This is a genomic window from uncultured Kushneria sp., from assembly GCF_947497025.1.
GTDB lineage: Bacteria > Pseudomonadota > Gammaproteobacteria > Pseudomonadales > Halomonadaceae > Kushneria.
On record NZ_CANMFC010000003.1, the window covers coordinates 394,895 to 413,749 of the forward strand.

Annotated in this window: 14 protein-coding genes; 6 read left to right on the forward strand and 8 right to left on the reverse strand. The window is 59.0% G+C overall.

What is annotated here, in order from left to right:
* Nucleotides 1–36: 36 nt before the first annotated feature.
* From mazG to Q0931_RS07605, 3 genes are all read left to right on the forward strand, one after another.
* Complete coding sequence (gene mazG, locus Q0931_RS07595; RefSeq protein WP_299258885.1) at nucleotides 37–867, forward strand: nucleoside triphosphate pyrophosphohydrolase; 831 nt, start codon at nucleotides 37–39, stop codon at nucleotides 865–867.
* Nucleotides 868–980: 113 nt separating this feature from the next.
* On the forward strand, nucleotides 981–3,704 hold the full coding sequence (gene ppc, locus Q0931_RS07600) for a phosphoenolpyruvate carboxylase (RefSeq protein WP_299258887.1): 2,724 nt from the start codon (nucleotides 981–983) through the stop codon (nucleotides 3,702–3,704).
* A gap of 203 nt (nucleotides 3,705–3,907) precedes the next feature.
* The gene (locus Q0931_RS07605) at nucleotides 3,908–4,540 is read left to right on the forward strand and encodes a superoxide dismutase (protein ID WP_108843478.1); all 633 of its coding nucleotides are present in this window, start codon (nucleotides 3,908–3,910) and stop codon (nucleotides 4,538–4,540) included.
* Nucleotides 4,541–4,682: 142 nt separating this feature from the next.
* On the opposite strand, the gene Q0931_RS07610 is transcribed toward Q0931_RS07605, so the two are convergent.
* Both Q0931_RS07610 and Q0931_RS07615 read right to left on the reverse strand, forming a co-directional pair.
* The gene (locus Q0931_RS07610) at nucleotides 4,683–6,635 is read right to left on the reverse strand and encodes a DNA topoisomerase III (protein ID WP_299258889.1); all 1,953 of its coding nucleotides are present in this window, start codon (nucleotides 6,633–6,635) and stop codon (nucleotides 4,683–4,685) included.
* Between the two features lie 4 nt (nucleotides 6,636–6,639).
* Nucleotides 6,640–8,541 carry a hypothetical protein gene (locus Q0931_RS07615; protein ID WP_299258891.1) on the reverse strand — a complete coding sequence of 634 codons (1,902 nt, stop codon included), beginning with the start codon at nucleotides 8,539–8,541 and terminating at the stop codon, nucleotides 6,640–6,642.
* A gap of 172 nt (nucleotides 8,542–8,713) precedes the next feature.
* Here Q0931_RS07615 and Q0931_RS07620 point away from each other — a divergent pair, with 172 nt between their 5' ends.
* Nucleotides 8,714–10,546 (forward strand): SEC-C domain-containing protein, encoded by a 1,833-nt coding sequence (locus Q0931_RS07620; RefSeq protein ID WP_299258893.1) that lies wholly within the window; start codon nucleotides 8,714–8,716, stop codon nucleotides 10,544–10,546.
* Nucleotides 10,547–10,587: 41 nt separating this feature from the next.
* Here the strand turns inward: Q0931_RS07620 and Q0931_RS07625 are convergent, their stop codons facing one another.
* Nucleotides 10,588–11,721 (reverse strand): MltA domain-containing protein, encoded by a 1,134-nt coding sequence (locus tag Q0931_RS07625; protein ID WP_299258895.1) that lies wholly within the window; start codon nucleotides 11,719–11,721, stop codon nucleotides 10,588–10,590.
* A gap of 69 nt (nucleotides 11,722–11,790) precedes the next feature.
* The gene (locus tag Q0931_RS07630) at nucleotides 11,791–13,059 is read right to left on the reverse strand and encodes an MFS transporter (RefSeq protein ID WP_299258897.1); all 1,269 of its coding nucleotides are present in this window, start codon (nucleotides 13,057–13,059) and stop codon (nucleotides 11,791–11,793) included.
* A 63-nt stretch (nucleotides 13,060–13,122) separates the two neighbouring features.
* On the opposite strand from Q0931_RS07630, the gene rfaH reads away from it, so the two are divergent.
* Nucleotides 13,123–13,647: a transcription/translation regulatory transformer protein RfaH gene (rfaH, locus tag Q0931_RS07635; RefSeq protein WP_299258899.1), complete on the forward strand. Its 525-nt coding sequence runs from the start codon at nucleotides 13,123–13,125 to the stop codon at nucleotides 13,645–13,647.
* Between the two features lie 24 nt (nucleotides 13,648–13,671).
* Here the strand turns inward: rfaH and Q0931_RS07640 are convergent, their stop codons facing one another.
* The 3 genes from Q0931_RS07640 to Q0931_RS07650 form a co-directional block, all read right to left on the reverse strand.
* A complete protein-coding gene (locus tag Q0931_RS07640) occupies nucleotides 13,672–14,226 on the reverse strand; it encodes a lytic transglycosylase domain-containing protein (RefSeq protein ID WP_299258901.1) in 555 nt (184 codons plus the stop codon).
* Between the two features lie 37 nt (nucleotides 14,227–14,263).
* Nucleotides 14,264–15,970, reverse strand: a complete 1,707-nt coding sequence (locus Q0931_RS07645; protein ID WP_299258903.1) for a proline--tRNA ligase — start codon at nucleotides 15,968–15,970, stop codon at nucleotides 14,264–14,266.
* 445 nt (nucleotides 15,971–16,415) lie between these two features.
* A complete protein-coding gene (locus tag Q0931_RS07650) occupies nucleotides 16,416–16,994 on the reverse strand; it encodes an outer membrane beta-barrel protein (RefSeq protein WP_299258905.1) in 579 nt (192 codons plus the stop codon).
* 383 nt (nucleotides 16,995–17,377) lie between these two features.
* On the opposite strand from Q0931_RS07650, the gene miaE reads away from it, so the two are divergent.
* Complete coding sequence (miaE, locus tag Q0931_RS07655) at nucleotides 17,378–17,995, forward strand: tRNA isopentenyl-2-thiomethyl-A-37 hydroxylase MiaE (protein ID WP_299258907.1); 618 nt, start codon at nucleotides 17,378–17,380, stop codon at nucleotides 17,993–17,995.
* A 60-nt stretch (nucleotides 17,996–18,055) separates the two neighbouring features.
* Here miaE and Q0931_RS07660 read toward each other — a convergent pair whose 3' ends face one another.
* Entirely contained in the window at nucleotides 18,056–18,811 is a 756-nt protein-coding gene (locus Q0931_RS07660) for a UDP-2,3-diacylglucosamine diphosphatase (RefSeq protein WP_299258909.1), read from the reverse strand.
* Nucleotides 18,812–18,855: the final 44 nt, after the last annotated feature.

Consider the following 18,855-nt stretch of genomic DNA (forward strand, 5'->3'; position numbering starts at 1 on the left):
GCGATTTTACGGTGAAAGGTGAAAAAGGGTATTTCGATGCAAGAGGCACGCTACACGCTCGATGAGCTACTCACCCTGATGCAGGTCTTGCGCGACCCGCAGCAGGGCTGCCCGTGGGATGTGGCCCAGCACTGGGACTCTATCGTGCCTCACACGATCGAAGAGGCTCATGAAGTGGCCGATGCCATCGAGCGGCGCGCCTTTGATGAGCTGCCGGGTGAACTGGGAGATCTGCTGTTTCAGATTCTCTATTACGCCCAGTTTGGCCGTGAGGAGGGGCGCTTCGATTTCCACGACATCGTCCATGTGCTGACGACCAAGATGATCGCCCGGCACCCGCATGTCTTTCCCGATGGCCATCTCGGTTCGCGCCGACAGGGCGTGGCCGCGGCCCACGTGGACACTTCCAAGGTCGGGCAGCGCTGGGAGGCACGCAAGGCCAATGAGCGTGAAGCGCGGGCGGCGACCTCGCTTCTCGACGATATTCCGCTGGCGCTCCCGGCGCTGTCTCGTGCCAATAAACTCTCCAGCCGTGCCTCCCGGGCAGGTTTCGACTGGCCTGACCATCGTGGTGCGCTGGAGAAGATTCGGGAAGAGCTGGCCGAGCTGGAGGTTGAAATCGACGCCGGTCATCAGGAGAACATGAGCGCAGAGCTTGGAGATCTTCTCTTCGCCGTTGTCAACCTGGCCCGCCACCTGGATATCGATCCGGAACAGGCGCTGCGTGGCACCGGCAAGCGTTTTGAAAGCCGCTTCCGGCATGTCGAAAGCGCCGTACGAGCCAGCGGACAGGCCATCGACAGCACCGATCCTGATAGCCTGGAGCGGCACTGGCAGGACGCCAAGCGTATCGAACGCGAGTCGTAGCGATCGGAATACCGGGGCTTCGACTTTGGTCGTAAGTCATTGTTGTAGTGTTGTTGTTGTTTCCCGACCGCGTCATGCTCTTGATTCCTGTCATGAGCCTCGCGGAGTCTTTCATGCAACACGTTTCTTCTTCTGCCTCTGAAGGTGTCTCTTCAGGGGAGGTTTCCAATAACGATAATGCGCTGGAAGACAATGTGCTTCATGCCTCCCTGCGTGAGCATGTGCGTCTGCTCGGTGACAGTCTGGGACATACCATTGCCGACGATCTGGGCACCGAGTTTGTCGACCAGATCGAGAAAATCCGGGCACTGGCCAAAAAGGGCCGCAAGGATGCCGGTGCGCGTGCCGAGCTGATCGACTATCTGCGAACCCTGCCTGAAGAGCGCATGCTGCCGGTTACGCGCGCCTTCAACCAGTTTCTGAATCTCGCCAACCTGGCCGAACAGCACTATCGCGGCCGCTTTCGCCGGGTCGAGGACTATCGCCCCGGCACCCAGCCACGCCTGGACGAGCTGCTTGAGCGTCTGACGCAGGCCGGCCATGACGGTGAGGCGCTGCTTGAGCGGATTGCCTCAATGCGCATCGAGCTTGTGATGACCGCGCATCCGACCGAAGTCGTCAGACGCACCCTGATTCGCAAGTACGATGCCATCGAGACCTGTCTGCGTGACATCAACGGCAGTGAAGAGTATCCCGAACGTTTGGATCAATTGCAGGGTCGATTGAACGAGCTGGTCAGCCAGGCCTGGCATACCAGCGAAATTCGCGCCGAGCGGCCAACGCCGGTGGATGAAGCTCGCTGGGGGCTGGCGGTTATCGAGCAGTCGCTGTGGCAGGCCGTGCCGGCCTTCTATCGTGAGCTGGATCAGCTGCTGCTGACGCGCGCCGGCCGCCGTTTGCCGCTGGAAGCCGCGCCCATTCGGTTTGCATCATGGATGGGCGGCGATCGCGACGGCAATCCCAATGTGACGTCGGCCGTGACGCGTGAAGTGCTGCTGCTTGAGCGTCATCGCGCGGCGGAAAGCTTTCGTCGCGACGTTCAGCAATTGCGCCTTGAACTGTCGATGTGGAAAGCCACGCCCGAGTTGATCGAACTGGCGGGAGGGCCCTGTCCCGAGCCCTATCGCAGGGTACTCAGCGACCTCGAGCAGCGGCTGGCGGCCACCCGCGACAAGGCGCAGATGATCTGGGAAGGGCAGGGCTGGAGTGGTGAGCGGCCCACGGTGGAGACCCGGGAAGCGCTGCAGGCGCCGCTGGAAGCCTGTTACCACTCGCTGATGGCCTGTGGCCTTGATGTGATTGCCAACGGGGCGTTGCTGGATACACTGCGCCGGGTGGCCTGCTTTGGCACCACCATGACGCGCCTGGATATCCGCCAGGAGTCCACCCGTCACACGCAGGTATTCGAGGAGCTGACCCAGTATCTGGGACTGGGCAACTACGCCGAATGGGATGAGCCGGCCCGTCGCAAATTCCTGCTCGACGAGCTGAATTCGCCGCGTCCGCTGATTCCCGCGCAGTGGCCTTGTTCCGATGATGTCCGCGAGGTGCTCGATACCTTTGAGGTCATTGGTTCGGAATACAGCGAGGCGCTGGGCTCCTATGTGATTTCCATGGCCGGTCAGGCCAGCGACGTGCTCGCGGTGGCACTGCTCATGAAGGCAGTGGGCGGTCGGGTCAGCCTGCCCATCTCGCCGCTTTTCGAAACGCTCGATGATCTCGATCGTGCCGGCCACGTCATCAACGACCTGCTGGGCATGCCGGAGTACCAGGCGCTGATCGATGCCCGCCAGGAAGTCATGATCGGCTATTCGGATTCGGCCAAGGATGCCGGACAGCTGGCGGCGGCCTGGGCGCAGTACCGGGCTCAGGAGCGGCTGGTCAGGGTCTGTGATGAGCACGGTGTGACGCTCACACTCTTCCACGGCCGGGGCGGTACGGTCGGCCGTGGGGGCGGCCCGGCGCATGCCGCCATTCTCTCCCAGCCACCGGGCTCGGTGCAGGGCAGTCTGCGGGTCACCGAACAGGGCGAGATGATTCGCTTCAAGTTCGGTCAGCCCCGCATTGCCGTGCGCTCCATGGAGATCTATCTCAGTGCCGTGCTGGAAGCGACGCTGCTGCCGCCCATCGAGCCGAAGCAGGCGTGGCGTGAGGAGATGGATCAGCTGGCCAGCCGTGCCCATCAGGTCTACTCGGGCATCGTGCGAGAAGACCCGGCCTTTGTGCCCTATTTCCGTGCCGTAACACCGGAGACGGCACTGTCCGGACTGCCGCTGGGCTCCCGACCGGCCAAGCGTCGTGCGACAGGCGGCGTTGAAACCCTTCGGGCCATTCCCTGGATCTTTGCCTGGACACAAACGCGTCTGATGCTGCCGGCGTGGCTGGGCAGCGATGCCGCCTTTGCCGAGCGCAGTGACAGCGAAGAGGGCATGGCGCGGCTGCGAGAGATGATGAATGAGTGGCCCTTTTTCGGGACCTTTCTGGACATGCTCGAGATGCTGCTGGCCAAGGCGGATGGCGAGATCAACGCCTATTACGAAGAGCGCCTGATTGATGATGACAACTCCCGGGCGCTGGGAACTTCTCTGAGGGCACGCCTTGAAGGGCTCGAGGCGACACTGCTGCGCATTCGCCAGCAGGACCATCTGCTGGAGCATGCGCCGCTGATTCGTCAGGCGGTGGATGTGCGAAACCCCTATATTGATCCGCTGCACGGCCTGCAGGCCGAACTTTTATACCGAAGCCGAGAGCATGAGGGCGATATTTCCCCGGATCTGCAGCGCGCTCTGATGGTTACCATGGCCGGCATTTCGGCGGGGCTTCGCAATACAGGTTAAGCATCGCTGCTGGGGCAATGACACGAATGGCGCATAAAGAATTGTGGCATTGACCTTGAAAAGTCGGCGTTGGCACCTAATGTCTATAGGACGTGCGCAGGGGTGGCCCGCCATTTCCTGCGCCCTCTACTTCATGACGATTGCAGGCAATACAGGCAATTGTCGGTTTAAATCCGCTCCGCGAGCGAACAAGGAGTTTGACCATGGCTTATAAGCTTCCCGAACTGCCCTATGCATTTGATGCACTTGAGCCCCATATCGATGCGCAGACGATGGAAATTCACCATGGCAAGCATCACAACACCTATGTGACCAATGCAAACGCTGCGCTGGAAAAGATTCCTGAAGATCTGGCCGGACTCGAAGCGCCCGAGCTGCTCAAGCAGCTGGATCGCGTTCCCGAAGAGCAGCGCACCGCCCTTCGCAATAATGCCGGTGGCCATGCCAACCATTCACTGTTCTGGGAAATCCTGACGCCCAACGCGCAGGGCCTGAAGGAATTCCCGACGCTGATGAATGACATCGAAAAGACCTTCGGCAGTGTCGAAGCCTTTGCAGAGAAGTTTGAAACAGCTGCCAAGGGCCGTTTCGGTTCCGGCTGGGCATGGCTGGTGGTTAAAAACGGCAAGCTGGAAATCGTTTCCACTGCCAATCAGGACAGCCCGCTGGCCTCCGCTACTTACGGCGGTCATGATGCCACGCCGATTCTGGGTGTGGACGTGTGGGAGCACGCCTACTACCTGAACTACCAGAACCGTCGCCCGGACTATCTCAAGGCGTTCTGGAACGTTGTGAACTGGGCAGAAGTCGAGAAGCGCTATAACGCTGCCAAATAAGCACGTGTCGCGCTAACAGATGATTCTGTCTTTAACCCGCCTCGGCAATCGCTGAGGCGGGTTTTTTATGGGGCATTCATTGGATGAGGCACTCATTGATGATGTGGCAGGTCAAGCGTGACCCGACACCCTGCACCGATCGTTATTGTTTGGTACGACCTTTTGAAGTGCCTCGTCCGGTGCTCTTGCGTGAAGTCGACGTCGAACGCCGCGTGCTTTTTCCGCGGCGTGACGGCGTTTTTTTGTGCCCGCTCGAGGCGGGCTGTTCACCCCCGGCCTGCTGCATGGCCTGGCCAAGGCGTGCGGCATCGACGGCATTAACCAGCGTTTCGAGTTCGGCTGCCATGTCATCGAGAAAGGAGGTCAGGGTATCGCTGCCTTCTCGCACGCGTGACAGACGCTGCTCCCAGAGCGCGGTTCGCTCGGGCCCGGAAAGACTTTCGGGCAGGGCATCGATCAGGCCACGCCCGCGTTGGGTCGCGCGAATGGCGCCTGACTGGCGGTAAACATACTCGCGTGTCAAAAGTGTCTCTATCATGCTGGCCCGCGTGGCCTCTGTACCCAGGCCGTCCGTTTCCCTGAGTGTTGCCCGTACCGTGTCATCGGTCACATAGCGGGCCACATGGGTCATGGCATTGATCAGGCTGGCGTCGGTAAAGGGTTCTGGCGGGCGCGTCTGGCGCGTTTGTACTTCACTCTGCGTGACTCGAGCGGTATCGCCCTGCGTCATGGCCGGCAGAGTGGCATCGTCATCGGGCGTATTAAAAAGCGCGCGCCAGCCGACCTGAAGAATTTCACGGCCCTTCGTCATGAAGGACTCTTCAAGCGCTTCCAGCGTGACGCGGGTATCCCGGTATTCAAAGGGAGGATAGAACTGGGCCAGCACGTTGCGTACCACCAGCGTATAAACGTTTTGCTCCTCTCGGCTCAGGGTCTGCCAGCTCGGCGTCTGCCCGGTCGGCGCAATGGCGTGGTGGGCGCCGATCTGCTTGTCGTTGAAGGCACGTGACACGCGAGTGGTGTCGATGCCGGCATGCCACTGCCTGAGCGTGTCATCACCCTGACAGGCCTTTTGCAGCGTGGCGTTGATGCCCTTGAGATAGTCTCGTGGCAGGTAACGGCAATCCGAGCGCGGGTAGGTAATCAGACGGTGCCTTTCATACAGACGCTGGGCACAGTCGAGCACTGACTGGGCCGACATTTTATAGCGTCGCGCCGCATCGATCTGAAGCGTTGAGAGCGAGTACGGCAGTGGCGCGCTCTGACGCTGATGCTTTTGCTCAACGCTTTTGATGATGGCGGGCTGGTCGGGCAGCTTCGTCGCCAGTGCCTGAGCGGGTGTTACATCCAGAAGACGACCCTGATCATCAAAGCGATGCTGCTCGCCCGGCTGCCACCAGGCGCGAACGGTGCCATTGCGCGTGGCAAAATCGGCCCATAGCGGATAGAAGTCGACCGGCTGAAACTTCTCGATGGTTCTGTCACGGCGCACGATCAGGCCGAGCAGCGGGGTCTGTACCCGCCCGATGGAGAGCACGCCCTTGATGCCGGCCTGCTGGCCGGTCACCGTCCATGCCCGGGTCAGGTTGATGCCGTATAGCCAGTCGGCCCGGGAGCGGGTCAAAGCGGCCTGATAGAGCGGCTGAAAACGCGCATTGTCCTCAAGCGCCTGCCAGGCCCGCTTCACGGCGGGTGTATTCATGTCGCTGATCAACAGGCGTTCGATCGGCCCCTTCCAGCCCAGATACTCGATGGTTTCCTGCACGAGCAGCTGGCCTTCCCGGTCGGGGTCGCCGGCGTGGACGATCCGGTCGGCCGACTCGATCAGGCGGCGCAGAATGGTAAGCTGTCCGCGGGCCTTTGGCCGGGGAATCAGCTTCCACTTCGAAGGGATAATAGGCAGATCATCCAGTCGCCAGCGCTTCAAACGCTCATCGTAGGCTTCCGGTGCGGCCTGCTCGAGCAGATGGCCAAAACACCAGCTGACCGTGATGTCAGCGCTGCTCAGCGCGCCTTCCGATTGACTGAAACGTCCGGGTAATGCCGAGGCGATGGCGCGGCCCAGCGAGGGTTTTTCGGCAATAATCAGTTGCATGATGTTAGTTCAATGCTCTTTTGGCCTTGATCAGTGCCCGGTACCAGCGCCTTGGCACGGTGCCAATGCCCGCAGGACGCTGGCTGAGCAGACTGATGTTGCGATGGGTGGCCTGGTCGATATTGGACAAAATATTCAGCGTTGAGGGCCGTGCCCCGTACTGTCGAATCAGAAACTCGATTGCTTCGGGTTCAAGCGCCACCCGGTAATGGCGCACCAGAGCAATCGCCAGCGATTCGGCGCTGCGAGACAGATCGTCGTTGATCTCGCTAACCATGGCGGCCCCCAGGGCTGTCTTGGCCGCTGCCGACAGATCCGGCTCGAGATGACCGAAATAGGCCGCATTGGTGGCATTGATGGCGCGCTGAACTTCCGGGCGCGACAGATGAATATACGGCTCAAGGGCGAGCGCTATCTCGATGGCCAGGTGCTTGGCCATGGCGATATGTCCGCTGGCGGCAGGTCCCTGGGTGCCATGGTCCTGCTGGTGATACCGCTCGCGGTCCGCGCGCGTGTCATTGAGATAGCGCGCCAGATGACGGCAGACGCGTGCCTTTTCGCCATCGGTCAGCTCGATATGGTTTTCATGAATGCGAAGTCCTCGCTTGCCCGGGCCAACCTGTAGATGCGTGGCCTTATCGTTCATCTGTTCGGTAATGGCCTCCCAGCGCTGTGAGTGACGAATAAGCGTGGCGTGGCTGCGTGCGATCTGACCATAGTTTTCCTGAACACTGCGAAAGAGCTTCAGGGCATTGGTTAAAATTTCGGCACGCTCGCGCAGCTCCGAGCGCAGGTCGTTGCGGCCCTGCTGTACGCCGCTGGCCAGATGCTCGATCTGTTCGGCAAGAGCGTCCATGGCCTGGCGGCAGCGGGCGGTGAGGGTTTCGGCACGAAGGCCGGCGGCAGCGTCCTCGACCAGAGTGCCCGACTGCTCTGCCAGATACACGGTCAATGCCTTGAGACGCGAAAGGCCGGTGGCCTGCTGGATGCGATAGCGAGAGCGGGTTTGTTCAAGCGCGTCGAGCGCTCGAGCCAGATGCCATCGTCCTCGATACTCAAAGGTCAGCATGGGAATACGGCGGCCGCAGAGCAGCTCAAAGGCCAGAATGATCATCTCCTCGACATCCTGCAGCGTCATGAGGAGCTCGTTATCCTGCTCGATGGCCGCCAGCACGCGTTCGATAAAGTTTTCATCCCGAGCAACACCCTGATGCAGGTCCGGCGCGCGTCCTGCAAAGCGGTCACGCAGCAGCGAAATGGCCTCTGGTGCCACGTCAGCCAGCTCGTTGAGGCGCGGGTCAATATGATCACGGTACAGGGCGACCAGATCACGAATCCGGGACTGCATGCCGATACGCCGGTAAACGTCGATCTGAGCAATGCGTCGGGCGCTTTCCTCATCATCAAGCAGCTCAAGGGCGGCAAGCTCCACCCCTTCAGGGGATAGATCATGCTTGCGCAGCAGCATGGCGGCGGCCTCGCGCCGACGGGCGTCGCCTTCAAGGCTTTCAACGATCAGGTTACGGGTGATCAGTACCAGCTCAGGCAGGGTGTCGAGCACCTGGGATACCCGGGCAGCGGCCCGTTCATGCTTGCGCCCCCGGGTCAGGTGATGGGCAAAGTTGGCGATGATCCCGGCAAGACCCGTGATCAGGGCGTAGCTGATGAAAAACACGTAGTTTTCCATCGAGGGGCCACGGCCATAGCCAAGCAGATAGCCCACCCAGGCGCCCAGCAGCGTCACCGGACCGCTGACCCAAAGGATCTGCATGGCGCTGTTGGTCCAGGGGACCTTGTTCATCGCCTGGGTAATGCGGCGGATGCGGTCGCGCCCTTCGCGTTCCAGGCGAACGCGGGGCTCATCGGGATTCTGGCGTCGGCGAAACAGTAGGCGTGCTGAAAACAAGCGGGAATTTCCGGAACAGGGTGGGCGTCGTGATGCAATATCTGATTCATGACATGTATGGAAGACCTGGCTGACTCATGACAGAGGGTCAGCCAGGCAAACATGGTGGCGTTATCATGAGACGCTGGCAGTCAGCGTGATAGCATAAGCGTGATCATGGTAGAGGAACAATATGCTGTCAGCCTGGGTGGACCAACTCCTTGGGTTTTCGACGGGAGCACTTGAAGCCATACGTCGTGAAGAGCGCTATCCCTCTCTGATGGGCTGGGCAAGAAAGGAGGGGGCTGAACTGCTGGGTGGAGATGTGGCCCTGGCGCAGGCTCTGGCCCCGGTGCTCTGGAACCAGATGCCCCTGCAGCGCCTTGGTTATCAAATCGAGACGCTGGCGGTCCCGTCATCTCAGGAGCCCTGCTGGTGTGACTCCGGCAGGCGATATGCCGACTGTTGTGCCCGGGTCATGCTGCCGGGGCAGGTTCCTCCGCATCTCATGTGGATGCTGCTGCTTCAACGCCTTCGCGGCAAGGCGCTGAACGAGGCGCTGGCGTCCGATCATGTGCCGGCTCAGGCGTTGCTGGAAGCCGGTATTGTCAGCGCCGAGGGCGGACAGCTCGGGCGAGCGCAAACCATTCTGGAGGCGCTTTTCATCAACGCCGACTGGGAAAGGTTACCGCTGGAAAGTGAACCGGCCTTTGAGCTTTTAAGCGATGTTTATCAGGAGCGTGGTTTTACTCGTAAAAAGGCGGCCTTGATGGACAGTGCGGTCGAATACGGCCCGGGCTTTCTTCGTGGGGCAGCGTTGAAGCGACTATGTCTGCGGTATCTGGACAGCGATGATTTGACCAGCGCCCGTGAGACTTTTATCCGAACCCTGGAAACCATGCCCAACGAGCCAGCGCTGGCCTATCTTGAAAGCATGCTGCTATTGCATGAAGGGCGGCCCGAGCAGGCTCGCGCGCGTGCCGATTTCTGGCGCCGTCGATTACTGCATCGCAGTGATCTTGATGAGGATCAGCAGGCGTTTCTCGAACAGCTCGCCGAAGACCCGGAGGCTACCCTGGCCGAGCAGATGATTTACGCTGACGAAGAGCTCGCTGAGCCGCTGGAGACGCTGACCCGGCTTTTGCAGGAGTTTACCGATGGCCCACGGCTGTCGCTTTTGATCAATGCCGACAGCCGACTCGAGTATCAGCAGGATGATCTGGACCATGCCCGCTATGGGATGTGGCAGCAGTACTTTACGACCGAAAATGAAGAGGCGCCCGGCAGTGGGCTTCAGGGAGATCCCTGGCGTGACGCCAGACCCTGGCTTGATGCACTGTGTCTTCACCCGGAGTGGCTGTCGACGCCGGCCATCCTTCAGGAGCTTGCCATGGCGCTGGCCGGGCGTTTTGGCAACCTGCCATGGATGTTTCAATCCATTTTTTCACCGATGGCACAGCGCTTTGAGAAATGGCTCGTCGCGGTCGAGCAGGCCGAAAGCCCCTTTGTCTGGGGGGATGGTGATAATCATGTCCTGTTCCGGCTTGGGCTCGGGTTGATCATCGGTATGGAGCGCGGTGCTCGTGAGCAGTCGCGACAGCTGGCCGAGCGTCTGATCCGCCTGGACGGTGAGGACAGCATGGGGCTGCGCGAGCTGCTGCTGGAGCAGCTTTTAAGCGATGGTCAGGACTCAAGAGCTTTGACGCTTATCGAGGAGATCGAGCGTACCTGTGATGATGGCGAACCCTGGCTGGGGCTGCTGCTGGGCAAGGCGCTGGCGCTTTATCGTCTGGCACGTCTTGAAGAGGCCCGCCATGCCCTGATCATGGTTGAAAAGGCCAACCCCTGGATGCTCAAGCTGCTGGTTCGTGATAATCCCAGAAGAGAGCCCGTGACGGGCAATTCACCAGCTCCGGGGTCACGTGCCGAAGCCTGGCAGTATCGTGTCCTCATGCGGCCCCACTGGGTGGCGACCCGGGGTGCTCTGCGCTGGGTGGATGCCAGACTGAGATCAAGCGTCGAGTAGCGCCATGGTCGTCCATGGCGCATCGTGATCGAGTTTTTTGTCTACTGTCGGTTGGGCAGGAACACCCACATTTGTCCGGGCTGCTTCATGCGTCCGGCATTGAGGCTTGCCTCGTCACCATGACCCCAGAAGAAGTCAGCGCGCACGGTGCCCTTGATGGCACTGCCCGTATCCTGGGCCAGCATCAGTCGTTGCATGCGCTGGTTGGAAAGTGGGCGCGTGGTGGAAAGAAAGACCGGTGCCCCCAGCGGGATCTGTTTGGGATCGATGGCGATGCTGCGCTCGGGGGTGAGGGGCACACCCTGTGCGCCGATCGGGCCATCGCTGTTTTTGTGTGTGCTGTCGAGCTCCCTGAAAAAGACGAATCGAGGGTTAACGTTCAGCATCTCCTGAACCCGGCCGGGATTGGCATTGGCCCATGCCTTGATGCCTGGCAGGGTGGCCTGGGCCGGTGTAATTTCGCCGTGATCCAGCAGCCAGCGAGCAAAGGACTGAAAGGGCTGGTCGGTGGCGCCGGCAAACCCGACGCGCATTTCGCCGCCTTCTGCCAGCTTGATGCGCCCCGACCCCTGAATCTGTAAGAAGGCAGCTTCGACCGGGTCATCCACCCAGACCAGTTCTCGGCCATGCAGCACGCCGCTTTTGATCAGCTGGCTGCGGCTGGCAGCCATGAGACTACTGTTTCCCATGTTGCGATACAAAGGCACCTGATAAGGGCCATGACGCGTACGTGAGCCTCGAAGGACCGGCTCGTAATAACCGGTAATGGTGCCGACCGTCGACCCATCACTGTTGCTCAGGGTGAAGGGCGTAAAGCGCTGTTCGAAATAGCGTCGGATGGCACGACTATCCAGCGGGTCAACATGGCGGGCATCGTTACAGACTGACGCCCAGTCGGGCTTGCGTGAGAGCTTTTCGCAGCTGGTTTGAAAGGCGCTCCAGGCACTCAATAGATTGTCGTCCTGCCAGCCGGGCAGCTGTTGCCAGCTGGCAGGATGCATGGGGGTGGCTGTGTCGGCGTAGTGCGGCGTTTTGGCGGGCTGAAAGCCGGTCTGGTCGGTAGAGCAGGCGGCCAGCACCACGCCTGCCAGCATCAGGCAGGTGCTTCGGCCAGCCAGACGAGTCAGCCGCAAAAGGCCCTGAGGGCAAGATGTGTTATCAGATACAAAAGACAAGATCAGGGTCTCTTCTAGGGGCGTGGCCAGGGCCTTTCGCCCGTGGAACAGTAAAAGCGTTAAAAAGCATTACCGGGTGAACGGGTCGGTAATATCGCGCCATTGGCGAAAATACCAGAGGATCATGAGCCCCGGAATAGCGGCCAGTGTGCAGATCAAAAAGAATCCGTCCCAGCCTACAGCGTCTGACAGGATGCCACCGGGGGCTGAAATCACGACTCTGGGCAGCCCCATGATCGAAGACAGCAGGGCATACTGGCCTGCGGTGAACCGCTTGTCGGTCAGAGCGGCCATAAAGGCCAGGAAGGCAGCGGTCCCCATGCCGGCCGCGGCGTTTTCAAGACTGACCACCGTTGCCAGTACCGTAATCGAGTGGCCGACATGATTGAGCCAGATGAAGCCGGCGGTGGACGCCATCTGCAAGAGCCCGAACCACCACAGCGAGCGGTAGATACCGATGCGCAGGATAACCAGACCGCCCAGAAAGATACCGCCCAGCAAGGGCCAGAAGCCAAAGATCTTGACCGTAGCGCCAATTTCGGCGTTGGAAAATCCAAGCGATTTGTAAAAGGGGGTGGTCAGATTGCCAGCGACTGAATCCCCCAGCTTGTAAAGCAGGATGAACAGCAGCAGCCAGAGTGCGCCCGGGCGCGTCAGGAAGTTGCGAATGGGATCCAGAAAGGTATCCCGCCAGTTTTGCGGATGCATGGAACGCTGCGCGCTCGGCTCGGGTGCCATAAGGGTGACCAGCATACAGGCGCCCAGCAGCACTGCCATGGTCAGATAGGTTGCACGAAAGCCGATGCTGTCGGCGAGCATCAGGCCACCCCCGGAGGCAAACAGCATCCCGGTGCGATAGCCATAGGTGTAAAGGCTGGAGCCGATGCCGAGTTCCTTCTCGGGCAGGTGCTCGCGGCGATAGGCATCAATGATGATGTCCTGCGTGGCGCTGAAAAAGCTGATGCCCAGCGCCACAACGCCTACGGTCAACGGTGCAAGCCCGGGATCGGAAAAGGCCAGTGCGGTAATCAATGAGGTCAACAGCAGCTGGGTCAGCAGTAGCCAGCCACGACGTCGGCCGAGAAAAGGCAGCTCGAAGCGATCCAGTAGCGGGGCCCAGAGGAACTTGAGTGTGTAGGGAATGCCGATCAGCGCCAGCAGGCCGACGGCGTCCAGAGAGACGCCGGCATCGGTCATCCAGGCCTGAAGCACACTGCCCGTCAGCAACAGGGGCAGGCCTGACGCCAGCCCCATGAGGAACGTGATACCATGGCGCGCAACGGCGGCCCGGGCTGTAGCAATCGAAATCAACGGTGTTATCCAGAAAGTCGCGGGCATTTAAACGGCGCGCCGATTCTCTCAGACCGATGCGCTGACGGCTACTGACCGGGGATGGTTTTAATGAAGACGACAGGACCTGAAGGGCTGCGCTGGTATGCCGTCCAATGCAAGTCAGGCGAGTCCTTTCGTGCCGCCGAACACCTGACGTATCAGGGCTACACGGTCTTTCATCCGGTCATGCAAAGAGAAAAGCGTCGGCGCGGCAAAATCGGTCAGGTACTCGAGCCCCTGTTTCCCTGGTATCTTTTTATCCGGATGAATCCGCTGCAGGATAACTGGGTGCCCGTTCGTTCCACACGAGGGGTGGTCAAACTGCTTGCCTTCGGTCGAGAGCCGGTACCTGTACCGGATGCGCTGATTGAAACCCTGCGCCAGCAGGTCAATGATCAGTCGGTTGTTTCAACAGAACCTCGTTTCAGCGAGGGCGAACGGATCGAAATTACCGATGGGCCTTTCAAGGCACTGGAAGGGCTTTTCGTTCATGGCAAGGAAGATGAGCGTGTCGTTGTTCTGCTCAATATTTTGCAGCAGGAACACCGGATAACGCTTCAGGCCAGCCAGATTCAGGGGGCGCCAAAAGGCTGAGGTGAGTGTGGTACAAGGGATATTCTAGCTGTCTATCCACCAGCGGGTATCCCAGCTTGTCATGACCTGCTCCGGATAGAGCGTCTTGCCGAGACTGCCGTTATAACGCGCCAGTGCGCGGGTGATGTCACCCTTTTCGACCTTGAGATACCACGCCAGAATCGTGCAGCCATAGCGCAGATTGGTATCAGGGTCGAAAAGATTATCACTGTCCCTGCCGATCTCCTTTTTCCAGAAGGGCATGACCTGCATGAGCCCCTGCGCGCCTGCGATCGAGCGTGCCCCTGGCGTAAAACGACTTTCCACATCAATCACCGAAAGTACCAGCTGCAGATCCAGTGAGGCGCGCAGGGCTTCCCGCTGAATGCTTTTCAGTAACTCAAGGCGTTGATGCGGGTCGGAAAGATAGATGGCCAGGCGCCGATTCATGTCCGTCATCCAGACCTCGGCTTCAAAATGATCGTCAAAGTGCTGATCATTGGCTACGGCGCTGGAAAGCTGTCGAATCAATTGCGCTGATATATGCGCTTCTGGCACTGCGGCCGCCAGGGTGATGGGCGCAAAAAGGGCGCCTGTCACCAGACAGGCGCCCCAAAGGCATGCTCGAAAACCGGCGTTAGGCCAGCTTTTGACAAATGAACTCGACGGCCTCCTGTTGCGCCACCATTGTAATGTCGTCGTCACGCCTTCCCTTGTACTCCAGTTCGCCTGTTTTCAGGCCGCGATCCCCGATCACGATACGATGCGGAATGCCAATCAGCTCGAGATCGGCAAACTTGACGCCAGGGCGCTCGTCACGATCATCCAACAGGACTTCGATGCCCCTCTCGTTGAATGCGTTATAAAGACGCTCGGCCTCGTCACGAACGGCCTGTGACTTGTGCGCATTCATCGGTACCAGTGCCACCTGATAGGGGGCGAGGGTGGCAGGCAGGGCAATGCCGCGCTCATCATGGTTCTGCTCGATGGCAGCCGCGACCACACGGCTGACGCCGATGCCATAACACCCCATCTGCAGTGGCACGCTGTCGCCATTTTCATCGAGGACGGTGGCACCCAGTGCCTCGGAGTACTTCGTGCCGAGCTGGAAGACATGTCCGACCTCGATACCACGCGCTATCGAGAGCGTGCCCTGACCGTCCGGTGACGGGTCACCGGCGACGACATCGCGAATATCGGCCACCATCGGCAGGGGCAGGTCGCGCTCCCAGTTGATGCCAAAAAAGTGTTTGCCATCGATGTTGGCGCCGGCACCGAAATCGCTCATGACGGCCACGCTGCGATCAATGATCAGCGGTATTTCAAGGCCGACCGGCCCAAGTGACCCGGGGCCTGCGCCAACGGCCTGGCGAATCTCTTCTTCGTTGGCCATGACCAGCGGAGACGCCACCTGTTCCAGGTGCAGCGCCTTGATCTCGTTGAGCTGGTGATCGCCGCGCACCATGAGAGCCACCAGCCCGCCTTCGGCACCGTGAACGATCAGGGTCTTGACGGTCTTTTCGATCGGTAGACCATGCTTTTCCACCAGCGCTGCGATGGTTTTGGCATCCGGTGTATCGACCTCGCGCATGTTTTCTTGAGGTGCTGCGCGCTCCTGGCGATCAGGTAGTGCTTCGGCCTTCTCGATATTGGCGGCGTAATCGGAGCCCGTGGAAAAGATCACGGCATCTTCACCCGAGTCGGCCAGTACATGGAACTCATGAGAGCCGCTGCCCCCGATCTCGCCGTTATCAGCCTGCACGGCACGAAAATCAAGGCCCAGACGAGTGAAGACGCGAACGTAGGCGTCATACATTTTCTGGTAGGAGGCCGCCATCGCTTCCTGACTGAGATCGAATGAATAGGCATCCTTCATGATGAATTCACGCGCCCGCATGACGCCAAAGCGAGGCCTTGTCTCATCACGAAACTTGGTTTGAATCTGATAGAAATTGCAGGGCAGCTGGCGGTAGGAGCGCACTTCGTTGCGTACCAGATCGGTAATGACCTCCTCATGGGTGGGGCCATAGCAGAACTCACGATCGTGGCGGTCACGAAAGCGAAGCAGCAGATTGCCATACTTGTCCCAGCGGCCTGACTCCTGCCAGAGTTCGGCAGGCTGTACCGACGGCATCAATACTTCCTGGGCACCGGCACGGTCCATTTCCTCGCGTACGATCTGCTCTACCTTGCGCAGCGTTCGCAGCCCCAGGGGCAGCCAGGTATAAAGGCCGGAAGCCAGTTTTCGAATCATGCCGGCACGCAGCATCAGTTGATGACTGACAACCTCAGCGTTGGCGGGCGTTTCCTTGAGCGTGGATAGCAGCAGTTGACTGGCGCGCATGAACCGAATGTTTCCCTTGGGCCGGATGAAATGAACCGCATTGTACGAGTATTCGTTGCCTGTCGGCAAAATGCGTTTCCAGTATTGTGCAATGATGGTATGTGTTCACTCATGCTGTGCGCTCAATTAGACGGCAGGCGTCGCTCATGGAGCGTGCATTGATGACAACAGACAAGGAGATACCATGCAGCGTCGATGTTCCGGGGTGGTCATGACTGTGCTGATGTTGATGATGACAGGATGTGCGGGCAAGGATGATACGGAATTTGTCTGGCAGCCCCCCAGGGTCAATGATCAGGGCACTCAGGCGGGTCAGAGGGCCTGTATGCCCGGACCGGACGGCCCCAGCAGCTGTAACCGTTAAAGCCTTTATTGTTAGAGCAGTGACCCATAAAAAACGGCACCCGAAGGTGCCGTTTTGTCAGAACCTTTCGACAATCGTCGATTAGAACTGTACGCCAACAGAAGCCATGGCAGCGTCGATCTTGTAGTCGCTGTCCATGTCATAGCGCGTGTATTCAGCACGTGCGAAGACCGGAACGGTTTCGAACTGGTACTTGAGGCCCAGACCGTAAACCGGATCAGTGCCGTACTGGTTGCTGGCCGGGCCTTCCTGAGCATTGGCCTTCCAGTAGGCAGCACCAACGCGTGCATAACCGGATACGCCGTAGAACAGGGGCAGCTCACCGATGGCGCTCAGGCTGTAGGCCTTGGTCTGGTAACGGCCGTTGCCCTGATCGGTACCGTAATCAATGTCGCCCAGATCGGCATAGTTGATTTCGGTAGAGAACCAGTCGTTGAACTTGTAACCAACGAAGGCGCTCTGAGCAGTGTCATTGTTGTCAGTGATGCGATCACCGGACAGGTTACCATCGCTGAAGCTGTTGACGTCAGCATCGTGGACCTGCGCGCTACCTACACCCACACCGGAATAGATGCCGGAGTTGGTGTCAGCCATGGCCATCGGAGCGGCGACCAGGGAAGAGGCGAACAGCGGTGCTGCGAAAAGTGCGAATTTTTTCATGATGATCTCCTTGCATGAAACCTTTGTTGACCGGAGCGTCCTGCTCCATGATCAAAATCGATTCGATGAGCTGTTATTACTCGAACAGTGTTTTCAAAAACATTTTTAGCATGAGAATCGGTTCACGTAAAGACTAGAATGCATCAGTCTGTTCGATGACGACATTTGCACAAACCTCTACTCGATACGGGCTGACAGTATAGCAACAGTCTGCGTTTTCGCCCTCTGCTGGTACATATGCTGGCCCGTATTTCGTTTTCAGTCGTGCCGGTAGTGGGGAAGCCATCCTTTCACCGGTACAATTCATCAGTACAATGTCTGTCTTTGCGGTTCTGCCTCCGCAGTATCGCCTTTATTCTCATGTGCTCTTGCCTGGTTTTGATATGTCTGACGACCTGATGCCTGCCGAACTGCTCGACTTTCTCCCTTGCCGAACCCCCCAGCCGTGGGTGGATGCAGCGCTTGGCAATGAGCGTCTTTTGATGATCGATCACGCTCAATGTGAAAAAAAGGCAGCCTCCACGGCCATGAGCCTGATGTATCGCTATACCAGCCGTGCAGACCTTTTGACCAAGATGTCCCAGCTGGCGCGTGAAGAACTGCTTCATTTCGAACAGGTCGTAACGCTGATGCGTGAGCGGGGCATTGCCTATGAACATGTGTCGGCCTCACGCTACGCACAGGGCCTGCGTGAGCATGTTCGGGAGCAGGAGCCGGGGAGGCTGATCGATGTGCTGATTGTGGGGGCCTATATCGAAGCACGCTCCTGCGAGCGTTTTGCCTGTTTGATCCCTCATCTTGATGACACGCTGGCGAAGTTTTATCGCAGTCTGGTGAAATCCGAGGGCAGGCATTTTGAAGACTATCTTGAGCTGGCTGCGCAGTATGCCGATGAACCCATTGATGAGCGGGTGGCGTTTTTTGGTGAGGTGGAAAAATCGTTGATCGAGTCACCGGATAGCGAGTTTCGCTTTCACAGCGGTGTTCCGGTCGCTGCCTGACGGGTTTCGCAGGATGGCGGCCAATGAAAGGACGCCCCATTATGGGGCGTCTTTTTTCTGTCAGCGCTGAGGCAATTGTGAAAGACGAAAGCTCGTCAGCGTCAGGGTCGAGTCGTCCAGACGAATTTCCCAGCCTTCATCCCTGCCATGACGCCAATCACCCAGCACATAGCGTTTGGCGTTTTGATCACCCTGCAGGGATAGATCATGCACGTCAGGGCGATGGGTGTGACCGTGAATCAGCGTGCGAACATCATATTGCTGCATGATGTCTTCGACGGCGTCCTGGCTGACATCCATGATGTCATCGGATTTGTTGCCATTGGCACTGCCGGACCCTTCACGCATGCGATCGGCCAGCAGGCGGCGCTGTTCCACCGGCAGGGCCAGGGTTTTCTGCTGCCACTGCGGGTCACGCGTCATGGCGCGAAACTGCATGTACTCACTGTCCTGAGTGCAAAGGCTATCGCCATGCATCAAAAGGGCGGGCGTTTTGCCATCAAGGGTCATGATCGCGGGATCATCGATCAGTACGGCACCGGTGAGTTCGGCAAAATGCTCACCCAGCAGAAAATCGCGATTGCCGTGCATGACATACAGATGTCTGCCGCTGTCACTGAAGCGGCGCAGGGCATCAATGACCTGTTGCTCAAAGTCGCCGATGGCATCATCGCCGATCCAGCTTTCAAAGAGATCGCCCATGATATAGAGCGTGTGAGCATCCCGCGCACGATATTCCAGATAATTCAGAAATGCGTGGGTCAGCTCCGGAGCGTCCTGCTGCAAGTGCAGATCGGCAATAAACAGTGTCGTCATGACCTCTCCTGCTTGAAGGGCGCAGTGTTGTGCTGCGCCTGAAA

Coding starts and splice junctions, on each gene's coding strand:
- ppc (WP_299258887.1), top strand. CDS start 981: ATGCAACACGTTTCTTCTTCTGCCTCTGAAGGTGTCTCTTCAGGGGAG.
- Q0931_RS07605 (WP_108843478.1), top strand. CDS start 3,908: ATGGCTTATAAGCTTCCCGAACTGCCCTATGCATTTGATGCACTTGAG.
- rfaH (WP_299258899.1), top strand. CDS start 13,123: ATGAAGACGACAGGACCTGAAGGGCTGCGCTGGTATGCCGTCCAATGC.
- Q0931_RS07650 (WP_299258905.1), bottom strand. CDS start 16,994: ATGAAAAAATTCGCACTTTTCGCAGCACCGCTGTTCGCCTCTTCCCTG.
- mazG (WP_299258885.1), top strand. CDS start 37: ATGCAAGAGGCACGCTACACGCTCGATGAGCTACTCACCCTGATGCAG.
- miaE (WP_299258907.1), top strand. CDS start 17,378: ATGTCTGACGACCTGATGCCTGCCGAACTGCTCGACTTTCTCCCTTGC.
- Q0931_RS07660 (WP_299258909.1), bottom strand. CDS start 18,811: ATGACGACACTGTTTATTGCCGATCTGCACTTGCAGCAGGACGCTCCG.
- Q0931_RS07645 (WP_299258903.1), bottom strand. CDS start 15,970: ATGCGCGCCAGTCAACTGCTGCTATCCACGCTCAAGGAAACGCCCGCC.
- Q0931_RS07630 (WP_299258897.1), bottom strand. CDS start 13,059: ATGCCCGCGACTTTCTGGATAACACCGTTGATTTCGATTGCTACAGCC.
- Q0931_RS07620 (WP_299258893.1), top strand. CDS start 8,714: ATGCTGTCAGCCTGGGTGGACCAACTCCTTGGGTTTTCGACGGGAGCA.
- Q0931_RS07610 (WP_299258889.1), bottom strand. CDS start 6,635: ATGCAACTGATTATTGCCGAAAAACCCTCGCTGGGCCGCGCCATCGCC.